Here is a 15861-nt window from a genome sequence, read left to right as displayed (position 1 = left end):
ATACGCCATCCCTCCTATCTCCCCGTACACCAGAAATCACCATAACTCTCGAGGAACACTGCTTTTCAAACAGTCCTGCAGCGCTAGTATATTGTCGATCGTCCGGCTTCGATCTGCGGTTTTCCAGAACTTCAATTGCGAGCGAAAGGGCATGTCGACCGCCGTTTGCGGAATCTGAAATCCTGCTAAAAAATCGGTTGGCCAAGGCCCAGTGTAGTCTGATAGCAGCGTAGTACGAGCCGGGCAGTGGGTTCCTGATTATCGTTTTTTCGATAATAAGGGCGCCGGACTCCCGGTGTTTGTCAGGGGCGTTGTTGGCTGTGCGGTTGTATTTCTGCATGGCTTTCCGAGCTTTAGTTTGAAACGAATCGAATCAGGACGATAGTGCTACTGTCGGCTCGGTGCTGTTAGTGCTTGTCTGCTAATCGATGCATCAAGTTCCCGGCACGTACTTTCTGCACATAGGATCTATCTGCCAATAGATCCTTTTCTGCTGCAGTAGATCAGTGTTAAGTCTGACAGGCTGCTAGGCTGCAGATATAGTGGATGACTGTGTCGGGTGTGTGTTCAATGCGGCGGGTCGGCTGTCGAGGCGGAGGTTTTGCAACGATGGATGCCTTTATTCGATTTGTGGAGCAGTGTGTGCATCTTGCTGCGGCGCTGGTGTGGCCGGCGGCAGTGCTTGTTGTGCTCTATTACCTGCGCGAGCCGGTGGGTCGGTTGCTGGATGCTTTGTCGTCCCGCATCGGAGATCCTGGTACCGATGTCTCTATCAGCAAGGAAGGTCTGGAGTTCAGATCCCGGATTGAATCGCTGGAGGTCGATCAGGAACAGACGAAATCGCTGACGCTGCAAGCGCTGGGGGTGTCGCAAGAGCCTGGTTTCAGGGCATCAAAGGCGCAGAGTCAGCAGCTTGATGCCGAGCTGTTAAGGTTGGCGAATGAGTACCTGATGATCGAGCACAAGGACTGGTCGCAGCGGGTGAATCTGAAAGATACCGCTGCTCTGAAGATGGCGGATATCGTGGTTACGAAAGACGTGGCGCGAGAGCTGCTAATTCAGCAGCAGAATGAAGGGCTGATTCTGGCGCTGGCCGCCGCATCCCACACGCTGCCAGAGGCCGGTGATTTGGAGCTGTTGATGCGAGTTGTCGATCAAGTCACCCGACTGCATGTTAAATACCGTATCGTGATGGCCATAGGTCGCCTGTTCGATAAAGGTGTCGCCGATACGTCTATGGCGGAGCCTGTGTTCAAGATGCTGACGGCCTTCAGGCAAGGGGCGGATCAGTCACTGCTGAGTCGTATTGCCTACACCGAATCGATCATTAAGCGTTGCCTGGGGAATTGATGCCCAGCAAAAAAGACAACTTTCTCCTTACCCCTGCACGCTGATCACGAATCACGAATCACGAATGCCAAAAGGCCCCGCCGTAGCTGAACACCAGGGCGGGGCCTTTTTTGCATCATTCCGACTGTACCGTCGCGGCGCTCAGAGGCTGACGCCGAAGGGTTAAGCCATCAGAAGATATAGTCGGTCGACAGGAAGCTGGATTCGCGGTCGCGGATAATGCTGCCGATCAGTGCCTTGCTGTCCGCAGTATCTTTTGCCGCCACCAGGGTGCGGATGGAGAAGACCCGCAGGGCGTCGGAGACCGACAGGGTGCCTTCGGCCGAGTCCTTGCGGCCGTTGAACGGGAAGGAATCGGGCCCGCGCTGGCACTGGGCGTTGAGGTTGATGCGCCCCACCTGATTGACGCAGGCATCGATCATGCGCGCCATCTGTTTGGCATCGCGGCCGAACAGGCTGAGCTGCTGGCCGAAATTGGAGCTGCGCACATACTCGACTACTTCGCTCAGGTCATCGTAGGGCACGACCGGCACTATGGGGCCGAACTGCTCTTCGTTGTAGACGCGCATTTCGGCCGACACCGGGTACAGCAGTGCCGGGCAGAAGAAGGTTTCCAGGGTTGTTCCACCCTGTTCGTTCATGATTTGGGCACCCTTGCTGCAGGCATCCGCCAGCAGGTTGGTGAGGAACTCGGTCTTGCCGGGTTCAGGCAGCGGTGTCAGAGTCACGCCAGCCTCCCAGGGCATGCCGGCCTTGAGCGTTGCCATCCTGGCGACGAAGCGGCTGACGAAGTCATCGACGATGCTGCGGTGTACGAAGAGGATTTTCAGGGCGGTGCAGCGCTGGCCGTTAAAGGACAGCGAGCCGGTCACGCATTCATTGACGGCGTTATCCAGATCGACATCGGGCAGCACTATGCCGGGGTTCTTGGCATCCAGCCCCAGGGCTGCACGCAGGCGGTGGGGTTTGGGGTGCAGCTTTTTCAGATCGCTGGCGCCCTTGTTGGTACCGATAAAGGCGAATACATCCACCTTGCCGGATTCCATCAGCGCACCCACGGTTTCACGGCCACGGCCGTAGATGATGTTGATCACGCCGGGCGGGAAGCTGTCGCGGAAGGCTTCGAGCAGCGGGCGTATCAGCAGCACACCGAACTTGGCCGGCTTGAACACTACTGTGTTGCCCATGATCAGGGCCGGAATCAGGGTGGTGAAGGTTTCATTCAGCGGGTAGTTATAAGGACCCATACACAGCGCCACGCCCAGCGGCACCCGGCGAATCTGGCCGAGGGTGCCCTGTTCGTTTTCGAAGCGGCTTGAGCGTCGATCCAGTGCCTTGAGGGCATTAATGGTATCAACGATGTAATCACAGGTACGGTCAAATTCCTTTTCGGAATCGGCCCGGTTCTTGCCAATTTCCCACATCAGCAGACGCACGACGGCGTCGCGTTGTGGTTTCATTTTATTTAGGAAATTTTCAACGTGTCCGATGCGCTGCGCAACCGTCATGGTAGGCCAGGCACCCTGACCCAGGTCGTAAGCGCTAACGGCGCTGTCCAGTGCCTGCAGGGCGGCATCAGCATTCAGCAAAGGGGTGCTACCGAGGATCGCCTGCTGCAGGGTGCCGTCGGGCTGGCGCAGGAAAATCGGGCTCTTGACCGGTGCAAGATCCCCGTCCCACTGGACAAGTTCGCCATTGACCAGGTATTCGCGCTGGGTGATCGGGCCTTCGGCTTGAAACTCTGCAGGTATATCCGCTGCGGCGGGAAAGAGTTGAGACAGGTCCGTGGTCATGATCATTGCCCTCCATAAAATAGGTGAGTTAAACCGCAGGCGCGTGCCGTCTGCTGGTTGGAATGTAACCGTATTTTGCCGTGCGGTCGATATTATTTACGTATATTTACGTAAATAATTATTTTTAGAACCAACGCATGAAGGTCTTGAGGTGCAGCTGCTGGCGGGTAAACATCGCCCGCTTTAATCGACCGCTTGTAGTTGGAAGCTACGCCCGCAAGGGTGTGGAGCTGACCCGGCGCAGGGCTTGTGCCTGTGCCTGTGCCGGGTGCAGGTTGAGCATTCTTCTGACAGACAGGAGTCCTGAAAGAGCAGTCGAGCTGCTTAATCACGCTAGCTCTTAGCTGCCCTCTTAGTTGTGCAGCGCAGCGGCCTGGCAGATGGCTGCAAAGGCGGCGGCATCCAGGGATGCACCGCCGACCAGAGCGCCGTTGATATCGGCCTGGGCGAGCAGGGCGGCGGCGTTGTCGGCTTTCACACTGCCGCCATAGAGCAGCGGCAAGCGCTCGGCAATGGCCGCAGACTGGCGGGCAAGCAAGCGGCGGATAAAGCCGTGTACCGCCTGAGCCTGTTCCGGTGTTGCCGTTTCGCCAGTACCGATGGCCCAGACCGGTTCATAGGCAATGACGCAACCTTTGAGGGTCTCGATGCCAAGGCTGTCTATGACGGCCTGCAGCTGGCGGGCAACCACGGTTTCGGTGCTGCCGCTCTGGCGTTCCTGCAGGCTTTCCCCCACGCAGAGCACCGGTATAAGGCCGGCAAGCTTGGCGGCGATCAACTTCTGTGCCGTGTCGGTGTCGGTTTCGCCATAGAGGCTGCGCCGTTCCGAATGGCCAATCAGCACATAGCGGCAGTTCAGGTCCTTGAGCATGCGTGCGCTGACCTCGCCCGTATGGGCGCCAGATTCCTGGGCATTGAGGTTTTGGGCCCCCAGCAGAATCTGGCTGCCCAGCAGGCGCGAGTCAGCCTGGGAGATATAGGGAAACGGCGGACACAATACAATCTGAACGCCCTTGAGATCGATCAGTGCCGGCAGCAGCTGATCGAGCAGTACTTCGTTGGCCGACAGGCTGCCGTTCATCTTCCAGTTGCCGATAACCAGTGATTGCATCATGTTCGTCTCGTTTCCTTTGGCGGAGAAGGGGCGGCTTACGCCTGACCCTTGATTTCTTTCAGGCCCTTGTAGGGCGCCTGACCTGCGAGTTCTTCCTCGATGCGCAGCAGGCGGTTGTACTTGGAGACGCGATCGGAACGGCACAAGGAGCCGGTCTTGATCTGGCCCGCCGCCGTACCCACGGCAAGGTCAGCGATGGTGGTGTCTTCGGTTTCACCGGAGCGGTGCGAAATCACCACGCTGTAGCCGGCATCCTTGGCCATCTTGATCGCATCCAGGGTTTCAGACAGCGATCCTATCTGGTTGAACTTGATCAGGATGGAGTTGCCGATGCCCTTGTCGATGCCTTCCTGCAGGATCTTGGTGTTGGTGACGAAGAGGTCGTCCCCGACCAGCTGTACCTTGGCGCCGATTTTGCGCGTCAGGTAGGCCCAGCCGGCCCAGTCGGACTCGTCCAGACCGTCTTCGATGGAAACGATCGGGTAGGTGTCGGACAGCTGTGCCAGGTAATCGCTGAAGCCTTCGGAGTTGAAGGTCTTGCCTTCGCCAGCCAGGTTGTACTCGCCGTTCTTGTAGAACTCGGAGGCCGCGCAATCCAGCGCCAGGGTCACGTCCTTGCCCAGGCTGTAGCCGGCATTGGACACCGCTTCCTGGATCACCACCAGGGCTTCCTCGTTGGAGCCCAGGTTAGGTGCGAAACCGCCTTCGTCGCCCACAGCGGTGTTCAGGCCGCGGGCCTTGAGCACGGCTTTGAGGGCGTGGAAGATCTCGGCGCCGCAACGCAGGGCCTCGGCGAAGCTCGGGCTGCTCACCGGCTGCACCATGAATTCCTGGATATCGACGTTGTTGTCGGCGTGCTCGCCACCGTTGAGGATGTTCATCATCGGCAGGGGCATGGAGTACTGGCCGGCGGTGCCGTTGAGTTCAGCGATATGGGCGTAGAGCGGGATACCCTTGACCAGAGCCGCCGCCTTGGCCGCGGCCAGGGACACGGCCAGGATGGCGTTGGCGCCAAACTTGGACTTGTTCTCGGTGCCATCCAGCGCCAGCATGATGTTGTCCAGCGCGCGCTGATCGGTGACATCCTGGCCCAGCAGGGCTTCACGGATAGGGCCATTGATGGCAGCCACGGCCTTGAGCACACCCTTGCCCAGGTAGCGGGCCTTGTCGCCGTCACGCAGTTCCAGCGCTTCGCGTGACCCGGTGGAGGCGCCGGACGGTGCACAGGCGCTGCCCATCACGCCGCACGCCAGAATGACGTCAGCTTCAACCGTCGGGTTACCGCGTGAATCCAGTACTTCGCGCGCCTTGATCTGGGAAATGCTGCTCATGTCTGCCTCTGTGAGTATCGTCATGTGTTGTTGGGGCAATTCTGTCCGAGTGCATCTGCACCCGGCTCGAACGCATCTTTGCGGCGTGCGACCCCGCGCAGCCGCCTGCGTGCTGGTTCGAATCTAACCGCAATAGGGCGTCTGGTCGAGAAATTTTGGTTTGTTTACCAATATATTTGCCAAATTATATTTTTATGACAGCTATTTTTGGTTAATTAATCTTTGTTTCGTGTTCGGCCTCGTCTTGCGGTCGGGTCTTGCTGACGTTGTTTTTTGGTGCTGGTGCTGGGGCTTACTGCTTGCGGCTCTGAACCAGGCGCTTAAAAATCGTATTCGGAGCAGGTCAGGGCTGGGGTCTGGCGCGGGTGCCAGGTTTTGGCGGCTCGCACCACTTCCTGCTGTTCCGCGGCTTCTGCCCGCAGGTTGAAATCGTTGGGCCACGCCTGTGTGCGGTTTTGGGGCTCGGCATCCTGCTGTGCTGTGCTTTTCGCGGCTGTGTTATGCATGGGAGTGACCTCTGTTAGCCTGTGGGCTGCCCGACATGAACGACCTTCAGGGCTTGCTGGCGCTGCGGATCCGAACATCGTGCATTGTTCGACAAGGAATGTACGTTCTATATAATACACAATAAGAATGAATATTCTATTTGTTTCGGTGTTTCGGTGTTTCGGTGTTGCGGCACCCGAGGCCTGCCCGGTACGGTGGGGGGCAGGTGCCGGAAAGGTCGGTGCCTAGGGGTATTGTCAGGGGGAAATGAAAAATCGGCTCAGATGAGCCGATTTTGGGTGTTTCACCGCGCGACTTGGGCCGGCAGCGCCAGCCCAGGTGCTCAGCCAATCAGACGATACCGGAGCCGCTGCTGTTCTTGCTCGCCGGGCGATCCTTGCCGCACTGCGCCCGGTAGCCGCTGGCGCGGTAGGCGCTGATCGGATCTATGGCGCCGTTGCTGCGCAGGCGTGCCATCTGCAGAATGGGTTCAATATCCAGGTTATAGGCCGCCTTCAGGGTGGCCTGGGCCATAAGGGCATCGTTGCCGTCCTGGTAGCCTTCCAGGGTGCTGCGATCAATCAGCAGCGCCTTGACGTAGGCCCGCTGCACTTCAGCCGCGCTGTAGATCAGGCTTTCGATCGGGTCTGTGACATTATGTGACTGATCCAGCATGTAGAAGGGCGCAAAGTTTGGCTGGCGCTGTGTGATATCCACCAGTTCATTGAACACCAGGAACAGCTGGTAGGGGTTGATCGAACCGCTGTCCAGATCGTCGTCGCCGTACTTGCTGTCGTTGAAGTGGAAGCCGCCGAGCTTGCCGAACTGGGCCAGGCGGGACACGATCATTTCGATATTGACGTTGGGTGCGTGGTGGCCAAGATCCACCAGGCACTTGCAGCGCTCGCCGATCTGGGTGGCGGCCAGGTAGCTGCTGCCCCAGTCCTGAATCACGGTGGAGTAGAACGCCGGCTCGAACATCTTGTGTTCCAGCTGCATGCTCCAGTCATCCGGCAGCGCGTTGTAAATGGCGCTGGTGCTGTCGAGATAGCGCGAGAAGGCACGGTTGAAATTCTGCTGACCCGGGAAGTTGGAGCCATCGCCCACCCAGACGGTGAGGGCGTTGGAGCCAAGTTTGCGGCCCAGTTCGATAACCTCGATATTGTGCTCTACCGCCTGGTCCCGCACGGCTTTGGAGCTGTGGCTCAGGCTGCCGTACTTGTAGGATTCTGGCTGAGCTTTCTGATCCTGGAAGGTGTTGGAGTTCATCGCATCGAAATGCAGGCCGCGATCGTTGGCAATTTGCAGCAGCTCAGACGGATCCGAGGGGGTATCCCAGGGGATATGCAGCGATACGGCGGGTGTGGCCTGGCCGAGCTGATGCACCACGGCACAGTCATCTATTTTCTCAAAGATGTTGCGCGGCTCACCCATGCCGGGGAAGCGTGCAAAGCGGGTGCCGCCGGTGCCAAGGCCCCAGGAGGGCAGGGCGACGGCGAACTGGCGTGCCTGTTCGGTCAGGGTCTCGATATCGCCGCCGGCACGGGCCAGGCGTTCACCGAGTGCGGCGTAATCGCTGTCCAGGGCGCTCTGCTGGCGGGCATTCTGTTCGGCAATGAGCTGGGTGTCGATCATGAATTTTGTGGTCATTGTTTTTGTTGTCATGGTGTAAACCTCGGGCAGTTCGGGCCCCGCAGGGCCCCATGGCTTAGCGGGTAAAGGAGGGTGCGTGGCCGGCATCAACATTGAGCACGTTGCCGGTCGACTTGGACGACAGGTCGGCCACGAAGAAGTACACGCCTTCGGCAATATCTTCCGGGAAGACGTTGCGCTTGAGCAGGCTGCGCTGGCGGTAGTGCTCCTCCAGCTCATCGGTGTTCATCTGGTAGGCGCTGGCACGTTCTTCCTTCCATTTTCCGGTCCAGATCTTGGAGCCGCGCAGTACCGCATCCGGGTTGACCACATTGGCACGGATGCCGTGGGGGGCGCCTTCGAGGGCAACGCAGCGCGCCAGCTGAATTTCAGCCGCCTTGGCGGTGCAGTAGGCCGCGGCGTTGGCCGAGGCTACCAGACCATTCTTGCTGGCGACAAATACAATGGAGCCGCCCATTTTCTGTCGCTTCATCAGTGCAAAGGCTTCGCGGGAGACCAGGAAGTAACCGGTAGAAAGAATATTCTGATTGAAGTTCCAGTTCTCCAGGGTGGTTTCATCCAGCGGCGACGACGAGGCGATACCGGCGTTGGACACCAGGATATCAACGCCGCCAAAGCGCAGACAGCTGCTGCTGAAGGCCTGCTGTACCTGCTGCTCGTCGGTGACATCCATGCGCACGGCGTCAACCTGGTCGGCGCCGTATTGCTGCTGAAAGGCTTCCAGGGTTTCGTTCAGGCTGTTCTGATCAATATCGGTCAGCATCACGCAGGCGCCTTCATTCAGCATGCGCTGTGCCGTGGCCCGGCCTATGCCACCGGCGCCGCCGGTGATCAGGGCAACGCGCCCGGCCAGAGCCTTGGGCTTGGGCATGCGCTGCAGCTTGGCTTCTTCGAGCAGCCAGTATTCTATATCGAAGGCGTCCTGTTCCGGCAGCCCCATGTACTGGCTGACGCCGGATGCGCCGCGCATCACATTGATGGCATTGACGTAAAACTCGCCGGCGATGCGGGCGGTGGCCTTGTCCTTGGCGAAGGTCAGCATGCCGACACCGGGAATCAGGTAGACCACCGGGTTGGCGTCGCGCAGCGCCGGGCTGTTGTCGTGCTTGCAGCGCTCATAATAGGCGGCATAGTCGGCACGGTAATCGGCGAGCTGGTTATCCAGGCCTTCGATGACGGCGTCCAGATTGTCCTGTGCCGGATTATAGGCCAGTACCAGCGGCTTGATCTTGGTGCGCAGAAAGTGATCCGGGCAGGAGGTTCCCAGCTCTGCCAGGGGTTCAAGCTGGGCGCTGTTGACGAACTCCAGCACCTCGGCACTGTCGTTGAAGTGGCCGATCTGGCGCTGCTTTTCGCTGCTTTTGCCGCGAATGATCGGCATCAGCTGGCTGGCGATACGCTGGCGCTCAATCTCGCTCAGAGACGGGTGGCTGGCACCGCCGAAGGAGGCGCGACCCTGCAGGCGGTCATCCAGCCAGGACTGGGCGCGGTTGATCATCTCCAGTGATACTTCATAGCATTCCCTGGCGCTGTCGGCCCAGGTAAAGAGGCCGTGGGCTTCCAGTACCACGCCCTTGAGGTGCGGGTTTTCACGGGCGATCTTTTCCAGTTCCAGTCCCAGCTGAAAGCCGGGCCGGCGCCAGCTGAGCCAGCCGATATCGGCGCCATAAATGGTTTCGGTCAGTTCGCGGCTGTTCTTGCTGGCGGCGATGGCAATCACGGCATCGGGGTGCAGGTGATCGACGTGCTTGTAAGGTACATAGGCATGCAGCGGCGTGTCGATGCTGGCGGCACGGCTGTTGAGGTTGAAGGTGCAGTGTGCCAGATAGGCCACCATGTCATCTTCGTGCTGCTCGCCCTGGTAGAGATTCTTCAGGGCCTGCAGTTTGTCCATATAAAGGGTCGCAAAGCCCGCCAGATCCATGCTGCCGATATCGCCGCCCGAGCCTTTGACCCAGAGAACCTCAGTGGCCTGGCCGCTGAGTGGGTCGGTGCACGCTATCTTGGCCGAGGTATTGCCCCCGCCGTAATTGGTCACGCGCATGTCGGACCCCAGCAGATTGGAGCGGTATTGCAGCAGCTCCGGTTCCGTCAGGCTGGCGGCTTTCTGATCATCCCACTGATTGGGGATCTGGCGAAGGGGGCTTTCAAGTGCGGGCATGGCGGACAACCTCTTTTCTATTAATTATTAGCTGAAGCAAGCAAAACTTGTCACAATCGTGACGGGTTTTGCGTTATTGGAGTTATTTGATTGATATTGACGGTTTTGAATTTATACCAGTACACATTTCTAGTCAATAGCGATCATTATCAATCATAATTTGCTTGCAATAGCCTTTTTGATACGCCATATTGATCGACAAGGACTGATTATGCACGAACGTGAACGACATAGAATCATCCTGGCCGAGGTTGCAGAGAAGCCGGTGGCAACGGTCAGCCACCTGGTGGAGCTGCTCGGTGCTTCGGAGGCGACCATCCGGCGGGATATAAGCTTTTTGCACAAGGTCGGCAAGTTGAAGAAGGTGCGCGGCGGGGCTGAGTCTTTGCACCCGCCCACCACCACCAGCCTGGCGGGAAGGCCCTTCGCCATCAGCCAGACGATCAACGCCAAGGCCAAGCGCCTGGTGGCCAGGGAGGCCGCGGCACTCTGTGAAGAGGGGGAGTCGATCATTATCGGTGGTGGTTCCACCGCGTACATGATGGCCGAGTACCTCAAGAACCGGCAGCTGCATGTGATGACCAATTCGTTTGTCATCGCCGACTACCTGCTCAAGCACAGCAAGTGCAGCGTGACCTTGCCGGGCGGCAAGGTGTATCGGGAGCAGAATCTGATTCTGAGTCCGTTTCCGGAAGATGGCTCGGCCAGTTTTTATGCCGCCAAGATGTTTTTCGGTGCCCAGGGCGTGGGTGCCCTGGGGGTAATGGAAACAGACCCGCAGATAGTGCAGGGCACCACACGTCTGCTGCGCCAGGCCGAACAACGGGTTCTGCTGGTAGATAGCAGCAAGTTTGCCCAGCGCAGCAGTCTGATTGTATGCCCGCTGACACAGCTGGATATCGTCATTACGGATGCAGGAGTGGATGCCAAAACACAGAAGCTGATTGAGGATACCGGTTGCCGGCTCGTGATAGCCCGGGCCGATGCAGCCAGCGGATAAGAATCGCCCCACGGGCGACTGTCGTGATAACAACAACAAGCGAGACGGAGACCTGATATGCCTTTTAAAAAATTAGTGGCCAGCGCCCTGGTGGCAGCAGCAATGGCAAGCAGTGGCCTGGTACAGGCTGATTCGGTGCGCATTGGCCTGGTGGTCAAAGCGCTGGGGATCGGCTTTTTCGAGGCCGCCAACGAGGGGGCTCAGGAGGCCGCCAAGGAATTGGGCGATGTGGAAGTCATCTATACAGGCCCCACCTCCACCACCGCGGAAGGCCAGATCGAGGTGATCAATTCCTTGATCGCGCAGAAGGTGGATGCCATTGCCGTATCCGCCAATGATACCGATGCCCTGGTACCTATTCTGAAAAAGGCGCAGCAGCGGGGTATCAAGGTGGTGTCCTGGGATTCGGGTGTCGCGCCAGACGGTCGTCAGGTGCATCTTAATCCTTCCAGCAATGCACTCATCGGCGAAATGAACGTCAAACTGGCGGCTGAAGCTGTGCTCGCCTCGGGTGCCGAGCAGGGCGATATCGCCATCCTCAGTGCCACGCCGACCTCGACCAATCAGAATATCTGGATCGACGAAATGAAGAAGGTGCTGCCGCAGTACCCGAACCTGAATCTGGTCACCACCGTCTATGGCGATGACCTGGCGGACAAGAGTTACCGCGAAACCGTGGGTTTGCTCAAATCCTACCCCAACCTGAAAGCCATAGTATCACCGACGTCGGTGGGCATCGTGGCCGCTGCGCAGGCAGTGCATGACCAGGGCCGGGCCGGAGAGGTCTTTGTTACCGGTCTGGGTCTGCCCTCTGAGCTGGCCGGGCATGTGGATTCCGGTGTAGTGAAAAGCTTTGCCATCTGGAACCCCATCGATCTGGGCTACGCCGCCACCATGATTTCCTACAATCTGGTCAAGGGTTCCGCGACCGATTCCAGCGTTGGCATGGGCCGAATTGGTACTGCGAGCCTTGATGCAGACGGCAGTGCCGCCATGGCCGAGCCCTTCATTTACAACGCCTCCAACGTGCATGCGTTCGCGGATATTTTTTAAGTCCTGGCGTGCAGCAGGGCCCTCAGGGGGCCTGCTGCACCCTGCACGTTTCTTGTCCCGTGTTACCTATAAGAAGAAATCACCATGTCTGATTCCAACCCCTTGTTTTCCTTGCGGGGCGTCAGCAAGTCCTTTCCGGGTGTCAAGGCGCTCGATCAGGTACAGCTGGACCTCTATCCCGGCCAGGTAACGGCGCTTATCGGCGAGAACGGTGCCGGCAAGTCCACCCTGGTCAAGACCATGACCGGTATCTATCAGCCCGACGCCGGCGAGTTGCGCTTTCGCGGCGAAGCCATATGCCTGGATACGCCGGACGCGGCGCGCCAGCTCGGCATTACCGCCATTCATCAGGAAACGGTGCTGTTTGACGAGCTCAGCGTCACCGAAAATATCTTCGCCGGCCACTACCTCACCAAGGGGCGCTTCAAGCAGCTCGACTGGGACGCCATGCATGCACGTGCGGGCCAGATACTGCAGGATATTGAAGCTCCTGTAGACCCTCAAACCCGCCTCAAATACCTCAGTATTGGTCAGCGCCACATGGTGGCCATTGCCCGGGCGCTGTCCTTTGATGCTCAGGTTGTGATTCTGGACGAGCCCACCGCGGCCCTGTCCCATCATGAAATCGAAGAGCTTTACGCCATTGTGCGGCGGCTGAAGCAGGCCGGTTGCGCCATCATGTTTATCAGCCACAAGTTTGACGAAATTTTTGCCATCGCCGATCGCTACACCGTCTTTCGCGATGGCTGCTACGTGGGGGATGGCCGCATTGACGAGATCGATGAAGCAGGTCTGGTAACCCTGATGGTGGGGCGCACCGTGGAGCAGGTCTATCCCAAGGCCAGCGCCGAGATCGGTGACACAGTGCTGCAGGTCAAGCAGCTGAGTCACCCGACCGAATTTGACGATATCAGCTTCGAACTCAGGCAGGGCGAAATTCTGGGCTTCTATGGCCTGGTGGGGGCCGGGCGCACCGAGCTGATGCAGGCGCTCTTTGGGGTTTCCAAGGGGGTGCAGGGCAGGGTTGAAGTCGGCCAGCAGAGGGTGGATATTCGCTCGCCGGCGGATGCCATCAAGGCCGGTATTGTCTATGTGCCCGAAGAGCGCCAGGCCCAGGGTACGGTGCAGGAAATGTCTATTTTCCAGAACATCAGTTTGCCGCAGCTGAGCCAGATCAACCGCTCGGGCTGGCTAAACGAGGAGGCTGAATACGCTCTGGCCGACACCTACGCCAGCCGCCTGCAGGTGAAAGCGCCGGACTGGCGCGAGAAGGTCGGCAACCTGTCCGGCGGCAATCAGCAAAAGGTGGTGATCGGCAAGTGGCTGGCGACCCAGCCCCGGGTGATCATTCTGGACGAGCCGACCAAGGGGATCGATATCGGCTCCAAGGCGGCGGTGCACGCCTTTATGTCCGAGCTGGTACAGGAGGGGCTGGCGGTGATCATGGTGTCGAGCGAATTGCCCGAGGTGATGGGCATGGCCGACCGGATTATCATCATGCACGAAGGTCAGGCGGTGAGCGAAGTGGCGCGCCATGAATTCAGTGCCGAGCGCATCGTTAGCGCGGCGAGCGGCGGCTGAGGGGAATACAGATGAAAAAAATGCTGCAAAATCGAGAGATCCTGCTGGCCGTACTGATCCTGGCCATGATCCTGCTGGTGGGCATGATTACACCGGACTTCCTGCTGCCATCCAATCTGCTGGCGGTTTACAACGACACCTCCATTCTGATTATCCTGGCGCTGGGCCAGATGCTGGTGATCCTGACCCGCTGTATCGATCTGTCGGTGGCGGCCAATCTGGCCCTGACCGGCATGGTGGTGGCGATGCTCAACAGTGCCTATCCGGCACTGCCGGTGCCGCTGCTGATGGCTGCTGGCGCATTGCTGGGACTGCTGCTGGGCATAGTGAACGGTGCCCTGGTGTGGAAGCTGGGAATCCCCGCCATAGTGGTGACGCTGGGGACCATGAGCATCTATCGCGGCCTGGTGTTTCTGCTCAGTGATGGCGCCTGGGTGAATGCCCATGAAATGAGTGCCAGCTTTGTCAGTATTCCCCGCGCCACTGTGCTGGGTCTGCCGGTGCTGGCCTGGGTTTCGGTGCTGGTGATCGTGATCATGGTGCATTTCACGCGCCAGCGCAGGCTGGGGCGCGAGATCTATGCCGCGGGCAATAATCCCACGGCGGCCTTTTATACCGGTATTCAGGTGGGGCGGTTGCAGTTTGTTGCCTTCAGCATATCCGGGCTGCTGGCGGGCCTGTGCGGTTACCTTTGGGTGTCGCGCTATGCCGTGGCCTATGTCGATGTTGCGGCGGGCTTTGAGCTGCAGGTGATCGCGGCCTGCGTGATCGGCGGTGTCAGCATCATGGGCGGTATAGGTACGGTGCAGGGATGCGTACTCGGGGCTCTGTTCCTGGGTGTTATCAACAATGCGCTGCCGGTGCTGGGTGTGTCGCCGTTCTGGCAAATGGCTATTTCCGGTGCGGTAATCGTTATCGCCGTTATTGCCAACTCCCGCGCCGAGCGCAAGGTCGGACGTATCATCCTGAAAAAAGCGGCGCTGCACGCCGGCTAATCTGACAATGACAGGTGCGCCCCATGGAAAAAATAATGCATAAACCTATGGCTACCACAGGCTTGCCCGCGATTGGCTGGTCGCGTCGGCTGCTGTCCTGGGAATTCTTTCTGCTGCTGATGACGGCGGTGGTTTTTGGCCTTAACAGTCTGGCATCGCCGTACTTTCTGGATCCCTGGAACTTGTCGGATGCCACCTTCAACTTTGTCGAGAAAGCGGTGGTGGCCCTGCCGCTGGCGATGCTGATTATCTGCCGCGAAATCGACCTGTCGGTGGCCTCGATTATCGCCCTGGCCTCGGCCGCCATGGGGTTTGCGGCCCAGGCGGGCGCCGGTACCGAGCTGATCGTGCTGGCGGGCCTCGGCGTGGGGCTGCTGTGCGGGCTGGTGAACGGCCTGCTGGTAACGCGTTTTGAGATTCCATCCATCGTCGTCACCATCGGCACCATGAGCCTGTTCCGCGGGCTGACCTATATTCTGCTGGGCGATACGGTGCTCAAAGACTATCCAGAGAGCTTTGCCTACCTGGGCCAGGGCTACGTGTACTGGGTGTTCAGCTTCGAGTTTGTGCTCTTTGGCGTGCTGGCGCTGCTGTTCTATGGCCTGCTGCACCGAACCAATTTCGGCCGGCGCACCTATGCCATTGGCAACAATCCCACCGCGGCCTTCTATTCGGGCATTAACGTGGCGCGCCACCGGCTGATTCTGTTTGTGCTGGTCGGGCTGGTATCGGGTCTGGCCTCGGTGCTGCTGACCTCCCGCCTGGGCAGTACCAGACCCACCATTGCGCTGGGCTGGGAGCTGAGCATTATCACCATGGTGGTGCTGGGCGGCGTCAGCATCATGGGGGGCGCAGGCACCATCCTGGGGGTGGTGATCGCGGTCTTCCTGATGGGGCTGGTGACCTTCGGTCTGGGACTGCTCAATGTGCCGGGCATAGTGATGTCCATTATTATCGGCGCCATGCTGATTGGCGTGATTGCCACACCGGTGTTGCTGAAAAAATTCAAAGGCAGGAAATCCGCCCCATGAAACAGGCCTTTGTCATGCAACTCAAGCCCGGCTGCGAGGCGCAGTATCGCCAGCGCCACGATGAAATCTGGCCCGACCTGGTGGTGCTGCTCAAAGACTACGGCATCGCCGATTACCATATCTACCTGCAGCCGCAGACGCTGCAGCTGTTCGCCCATTGCTCTGTGCCAGATAACTTTGATGGCGCCGCGCTTAAGCAGGAAGCGGTGATGCAGCGCTGGTGGCACAGCATGAGCCCGCTGATGGCCACCCTGCCGGGCAGCCATGAGCCTCTGTCCATCCCGCTACAGCCTATGTTCTGCCTGGAGTGAAG

At 58.9% G+C, this 15861-nt stretch carries 13 protein-coding genes; 7 read left to right on the top strand and 6 right to left on the bottom strand.

Annotated features, from left to right (window positions below; all coding sequences use genetic code 11):
* Positions 1–609: 609 nt before the first annotated feature.
* Positions 610–1350 carry a hypothetical protein gene (locus tag A8C75_RS14605; RefSeq protein ID WP_067383858.1) on the top strand — a complete coding sequence of 247 codons (741 nt, stop codon included), beginning with the start codon at positions 610–612 and terminating at the stop codon, positions 1348–1350.
* A 170-nt stretch (positions 1351–1520) separates the two neighbouring features.
* On the opposite strand, the gene A8C75_RS14600 is transcribed toward A8C75_RS14605, so the two are convergent.
* The 6 genes from A8C75_RS14600 to A8C75_RS14575 form a co-directional block, all read right to left on the bottom strand.
* Entirely contained in the window at positions 1521–3143 is a 1623-nt protein-coding gene (locus A8C75_RS14600; RefSeq protein WP_067387348.1) for an NADP-dependent glyceraldehyde-3-phosphate dehydrogenase, read from the bottom strand.
* Positions 3144–3495: 352 nt separating this feature from the next.
* Positions 3496–4257, bottom strand: a complete 762-nt coding sequence (gene tpiA / locus A8C75_RS14595; protein WP_067383856.1) for a triose-phosphate isomerase — start codon at positions 4255–4257, stop codon at positions 3496–3498.
* A gap of 35 nt (positions 4258–4292) precedes the next feature.
* Complete coding sequence (gene eno / locus A8C75_RS14590; RefSeq protein ID WP_067383853.1) at positions 4293–5588, bottom strand: phosphopyruvate hydratase; 1296 nt, start codon at positions 5586–5588, stop codon at positions 4293–4295.
* A 320-nt stretch (positions 5589–5908) separates the two neighbouring features.
* Positions 5909–6094, bottom strand: coding sequence for a hypothetical protein (locus A8C75_RS14585; RefSeq protein ID WP_067383850.1), 186 nt, complete (start codon positions 6092–6094; stop codon positions 5909–5911).
* A 331-nt stretch (positions 6095–6425) separates the two neighbouring features.
* Complete coding sequence (gene rhaI, locus A8C75_RS14580; protein ID WP_227819935.1) at positions 6426–7739, bottom strand: L-rhamnose catabolism isomerase; 1314 nt, start codon at positions 7737–7739, stop codon at positions 6426–6428.
* A gap of 43 nt (positions 7740–7782) precedes the next feature.
* The gene (locus tag A8C75_RS14575; RefSeq protein WP_067383844.1) at positions 7783–9888 is read right to left on the bottom strand and encodes a bifunctional rhamnulose-1-phosphate aldolase/short-chain dehydrogenase; all 2106 of its coding nucleotides are present in this window, start codon (positions 9886–9888) and stop codon (positions 7783–7785) included.
* Positions 9889–10099: 211 nt separating this feature from the next.
* On the opposite strand from A8C75_RS14575, the gene A8C75_RS14570 reads away from it, so the two are divergent.
* From A8C75_RS14570 to A8C75_RS14545, 6 genes are all read left to right on the top strand, one after another.
* Positions 10100–10888, top strand: a complete 789-nt coding sequence (locus A8C75_RS14570) for a DeoR/GlpR family DNA-binding transcription regulator (protein WP_067383841.1) — start codon at positions 10100–10102, stop codon at positions 10886–10888.
* A 57-nt stretch (positions 10889–10945) separates the two neighbouring features.
* Entirely contained in the window at positions 10946–11941 is a 996-nt protein-coding gene (gene rhaS, locus A8C75_RS14565) for a rhamnose ABC transporter substrate-binding protein (RefSeq protein WP_067383838.1), read from the top strand.
* Positions 11942–12025: 84 nt separating this feature from the next.
* Positions 12026–13522 (top strand): sugar ABC transporter ATP-binding protein, encoded by a 1497-nt coding sequence (locus A8C75_RS14560; protein ID WP_067383835.1) that lies wholly within the window; start codon positions 12026–12028, stop codon positions 13520–13522.
* Positions 13523–13533: 11 nt separating this feature from the next.
* On the top strand, positions 13534–14517 hold the full coding sequence (locus tag A8C75_RS14555) for an ABC transporter permease (RefSeq protein ID WP_067383832.1): 984 nt from the start codon (positions 13534–13536) through the stop codon (positions 14515–14517).
* Positions 14518–14552: 35 nt separating this feature from the next.
* The gene (locus A8C75_RS14550) at positions 14553–15548 is read left to right on the top strand and encodes an ABC transporter permease (RefSeq protein ID WP_227819934.1); all 996 of its coding nucleotides are present in this window, start codon (positions 14553–14555) and stop codon (positions 15546–15548) included.
* Positions 15545–15859: an L-rhamnose mutarotase gene (locus tag A8C75_RS14545; protein ID WP_067383827.1), complete on the top strand. Its 315-nt coding sequence runs from the start codon at positions 15545–15547 to the stop codon at positions 15857–15859. The genes A8C75_RS14550 and A8C75_RS14545 overlap by 4 nt, the downstream gene beginning before the upstream one ends.
* Positions 15860–15861 lie beyond the last annotated feature (2 nt).

The sequence above is a fragment of the Marinobacterium aestuarii genome (assembly GCF_001651805.1).
Classification (GTDB): Bacteria; Pseudomonadota; Gammaproteobacteria; order Pseudomonadales; family Balneatricaceae; genus Marinobacterium_A; species Marinobacterium_A aestuarii.
This window is presented reverse-complemented; position numbering and strand designations above follow the sequence as displayed.

Excerpts from the sequence above, each read along its gene's own strand:
- A8C75_RS14570 (WP_067383841.1), top strand. The coding sequence starts at position 10,100 with ATGCACGAACGTGAACGACATAGAATCATCCTGGCCGAGGTTGCAGAG.
- A8C75_RS14605 (WP_067383858.1), top strand. The coding sequence starts at position 610 with ATGGATGCCTTTATTCGATTTGTGGAGCAGTGTGTGCATCTTGCTGCG.
- rhaS (WP_067383838.1), top strand. The coding sequence starts at position 10,946 with ATGCCTTTTAAAAAATTAGTGGCCAGCGCCCTGGTGGCAGCAGCAATG.
- A8C75_RS14550 (WP_227819934.1), top strand. The coding sequence starts at position 14,553 with ATGCATAAACCTATGGCTACCACAGGCTTGCCCGCGATTGGCTGGTCG.
- A8C75_RS14560 (WP_067383835.1), top strand. The coding sequence starts at position 12,026 with ATGTCTGATTCCAACCCCTTGTTTTCCTTGCGGGGCGTCAGCAAGTCC.
- rhaI (WP_227819935.1), bottom strand. The coding sequence starts at position 7,739 with ATGACAACAAAAACAATGACCACAAAATTCATGATCGACACCCAGCTC.
- tpiA (WP_067383856.1), bottom strand. The coding sequence starts at position 4,257 with ATGATGCAATCACTGGTTATCGGCAACTGGAAGATGAACGGCAGCCTG.
- A8C75_RS14585 (WP_067383850.1), bottom strand. The coding sequence starts at position 6,094 with ATGCATAACACAGCCGCGAAAAGCACAGCACAGCAGGATGCCGAGCCC.
- A8C75_RS14575 (WP_067383844.1), bottom strand. The coding sequence starts at position 9,888 with ATGCCCGCACTTGAAAGCCCCCTTCGCCAGATCCCCAATCAGTGGGAT.
- A8C75_RS14545 (WP_067383827.1), top strand. The coding sequence starts at position 15,545 with ATGAAACAGGCCTTTGTCATGCAACTCAAGCCCGGCTGCGAGGCGCAG.
- eno (WP_067383853.1), bottom strand. The coding sequence starts at position 5,588 with ATGAGCAGCATTTCCCAGATCAAGGCGCGCGAAGTACTGGATTCACGC.
- A8C75_RS14600 (WP_067387348.1), bottom strand. The coding sequence starts at position 3,143 with ATGACCACGGACCTGTCTCAACTCTTTCCCGCCGCAGCGGATATACCT.
- A8C75_RS14555 (WP_067383832.1), top strand. The coding sequence starts at position 13,534 with ATGAAAAAAATGCTGCAAAATCGAGAGATCCTGCTGGCCGTACTGATC.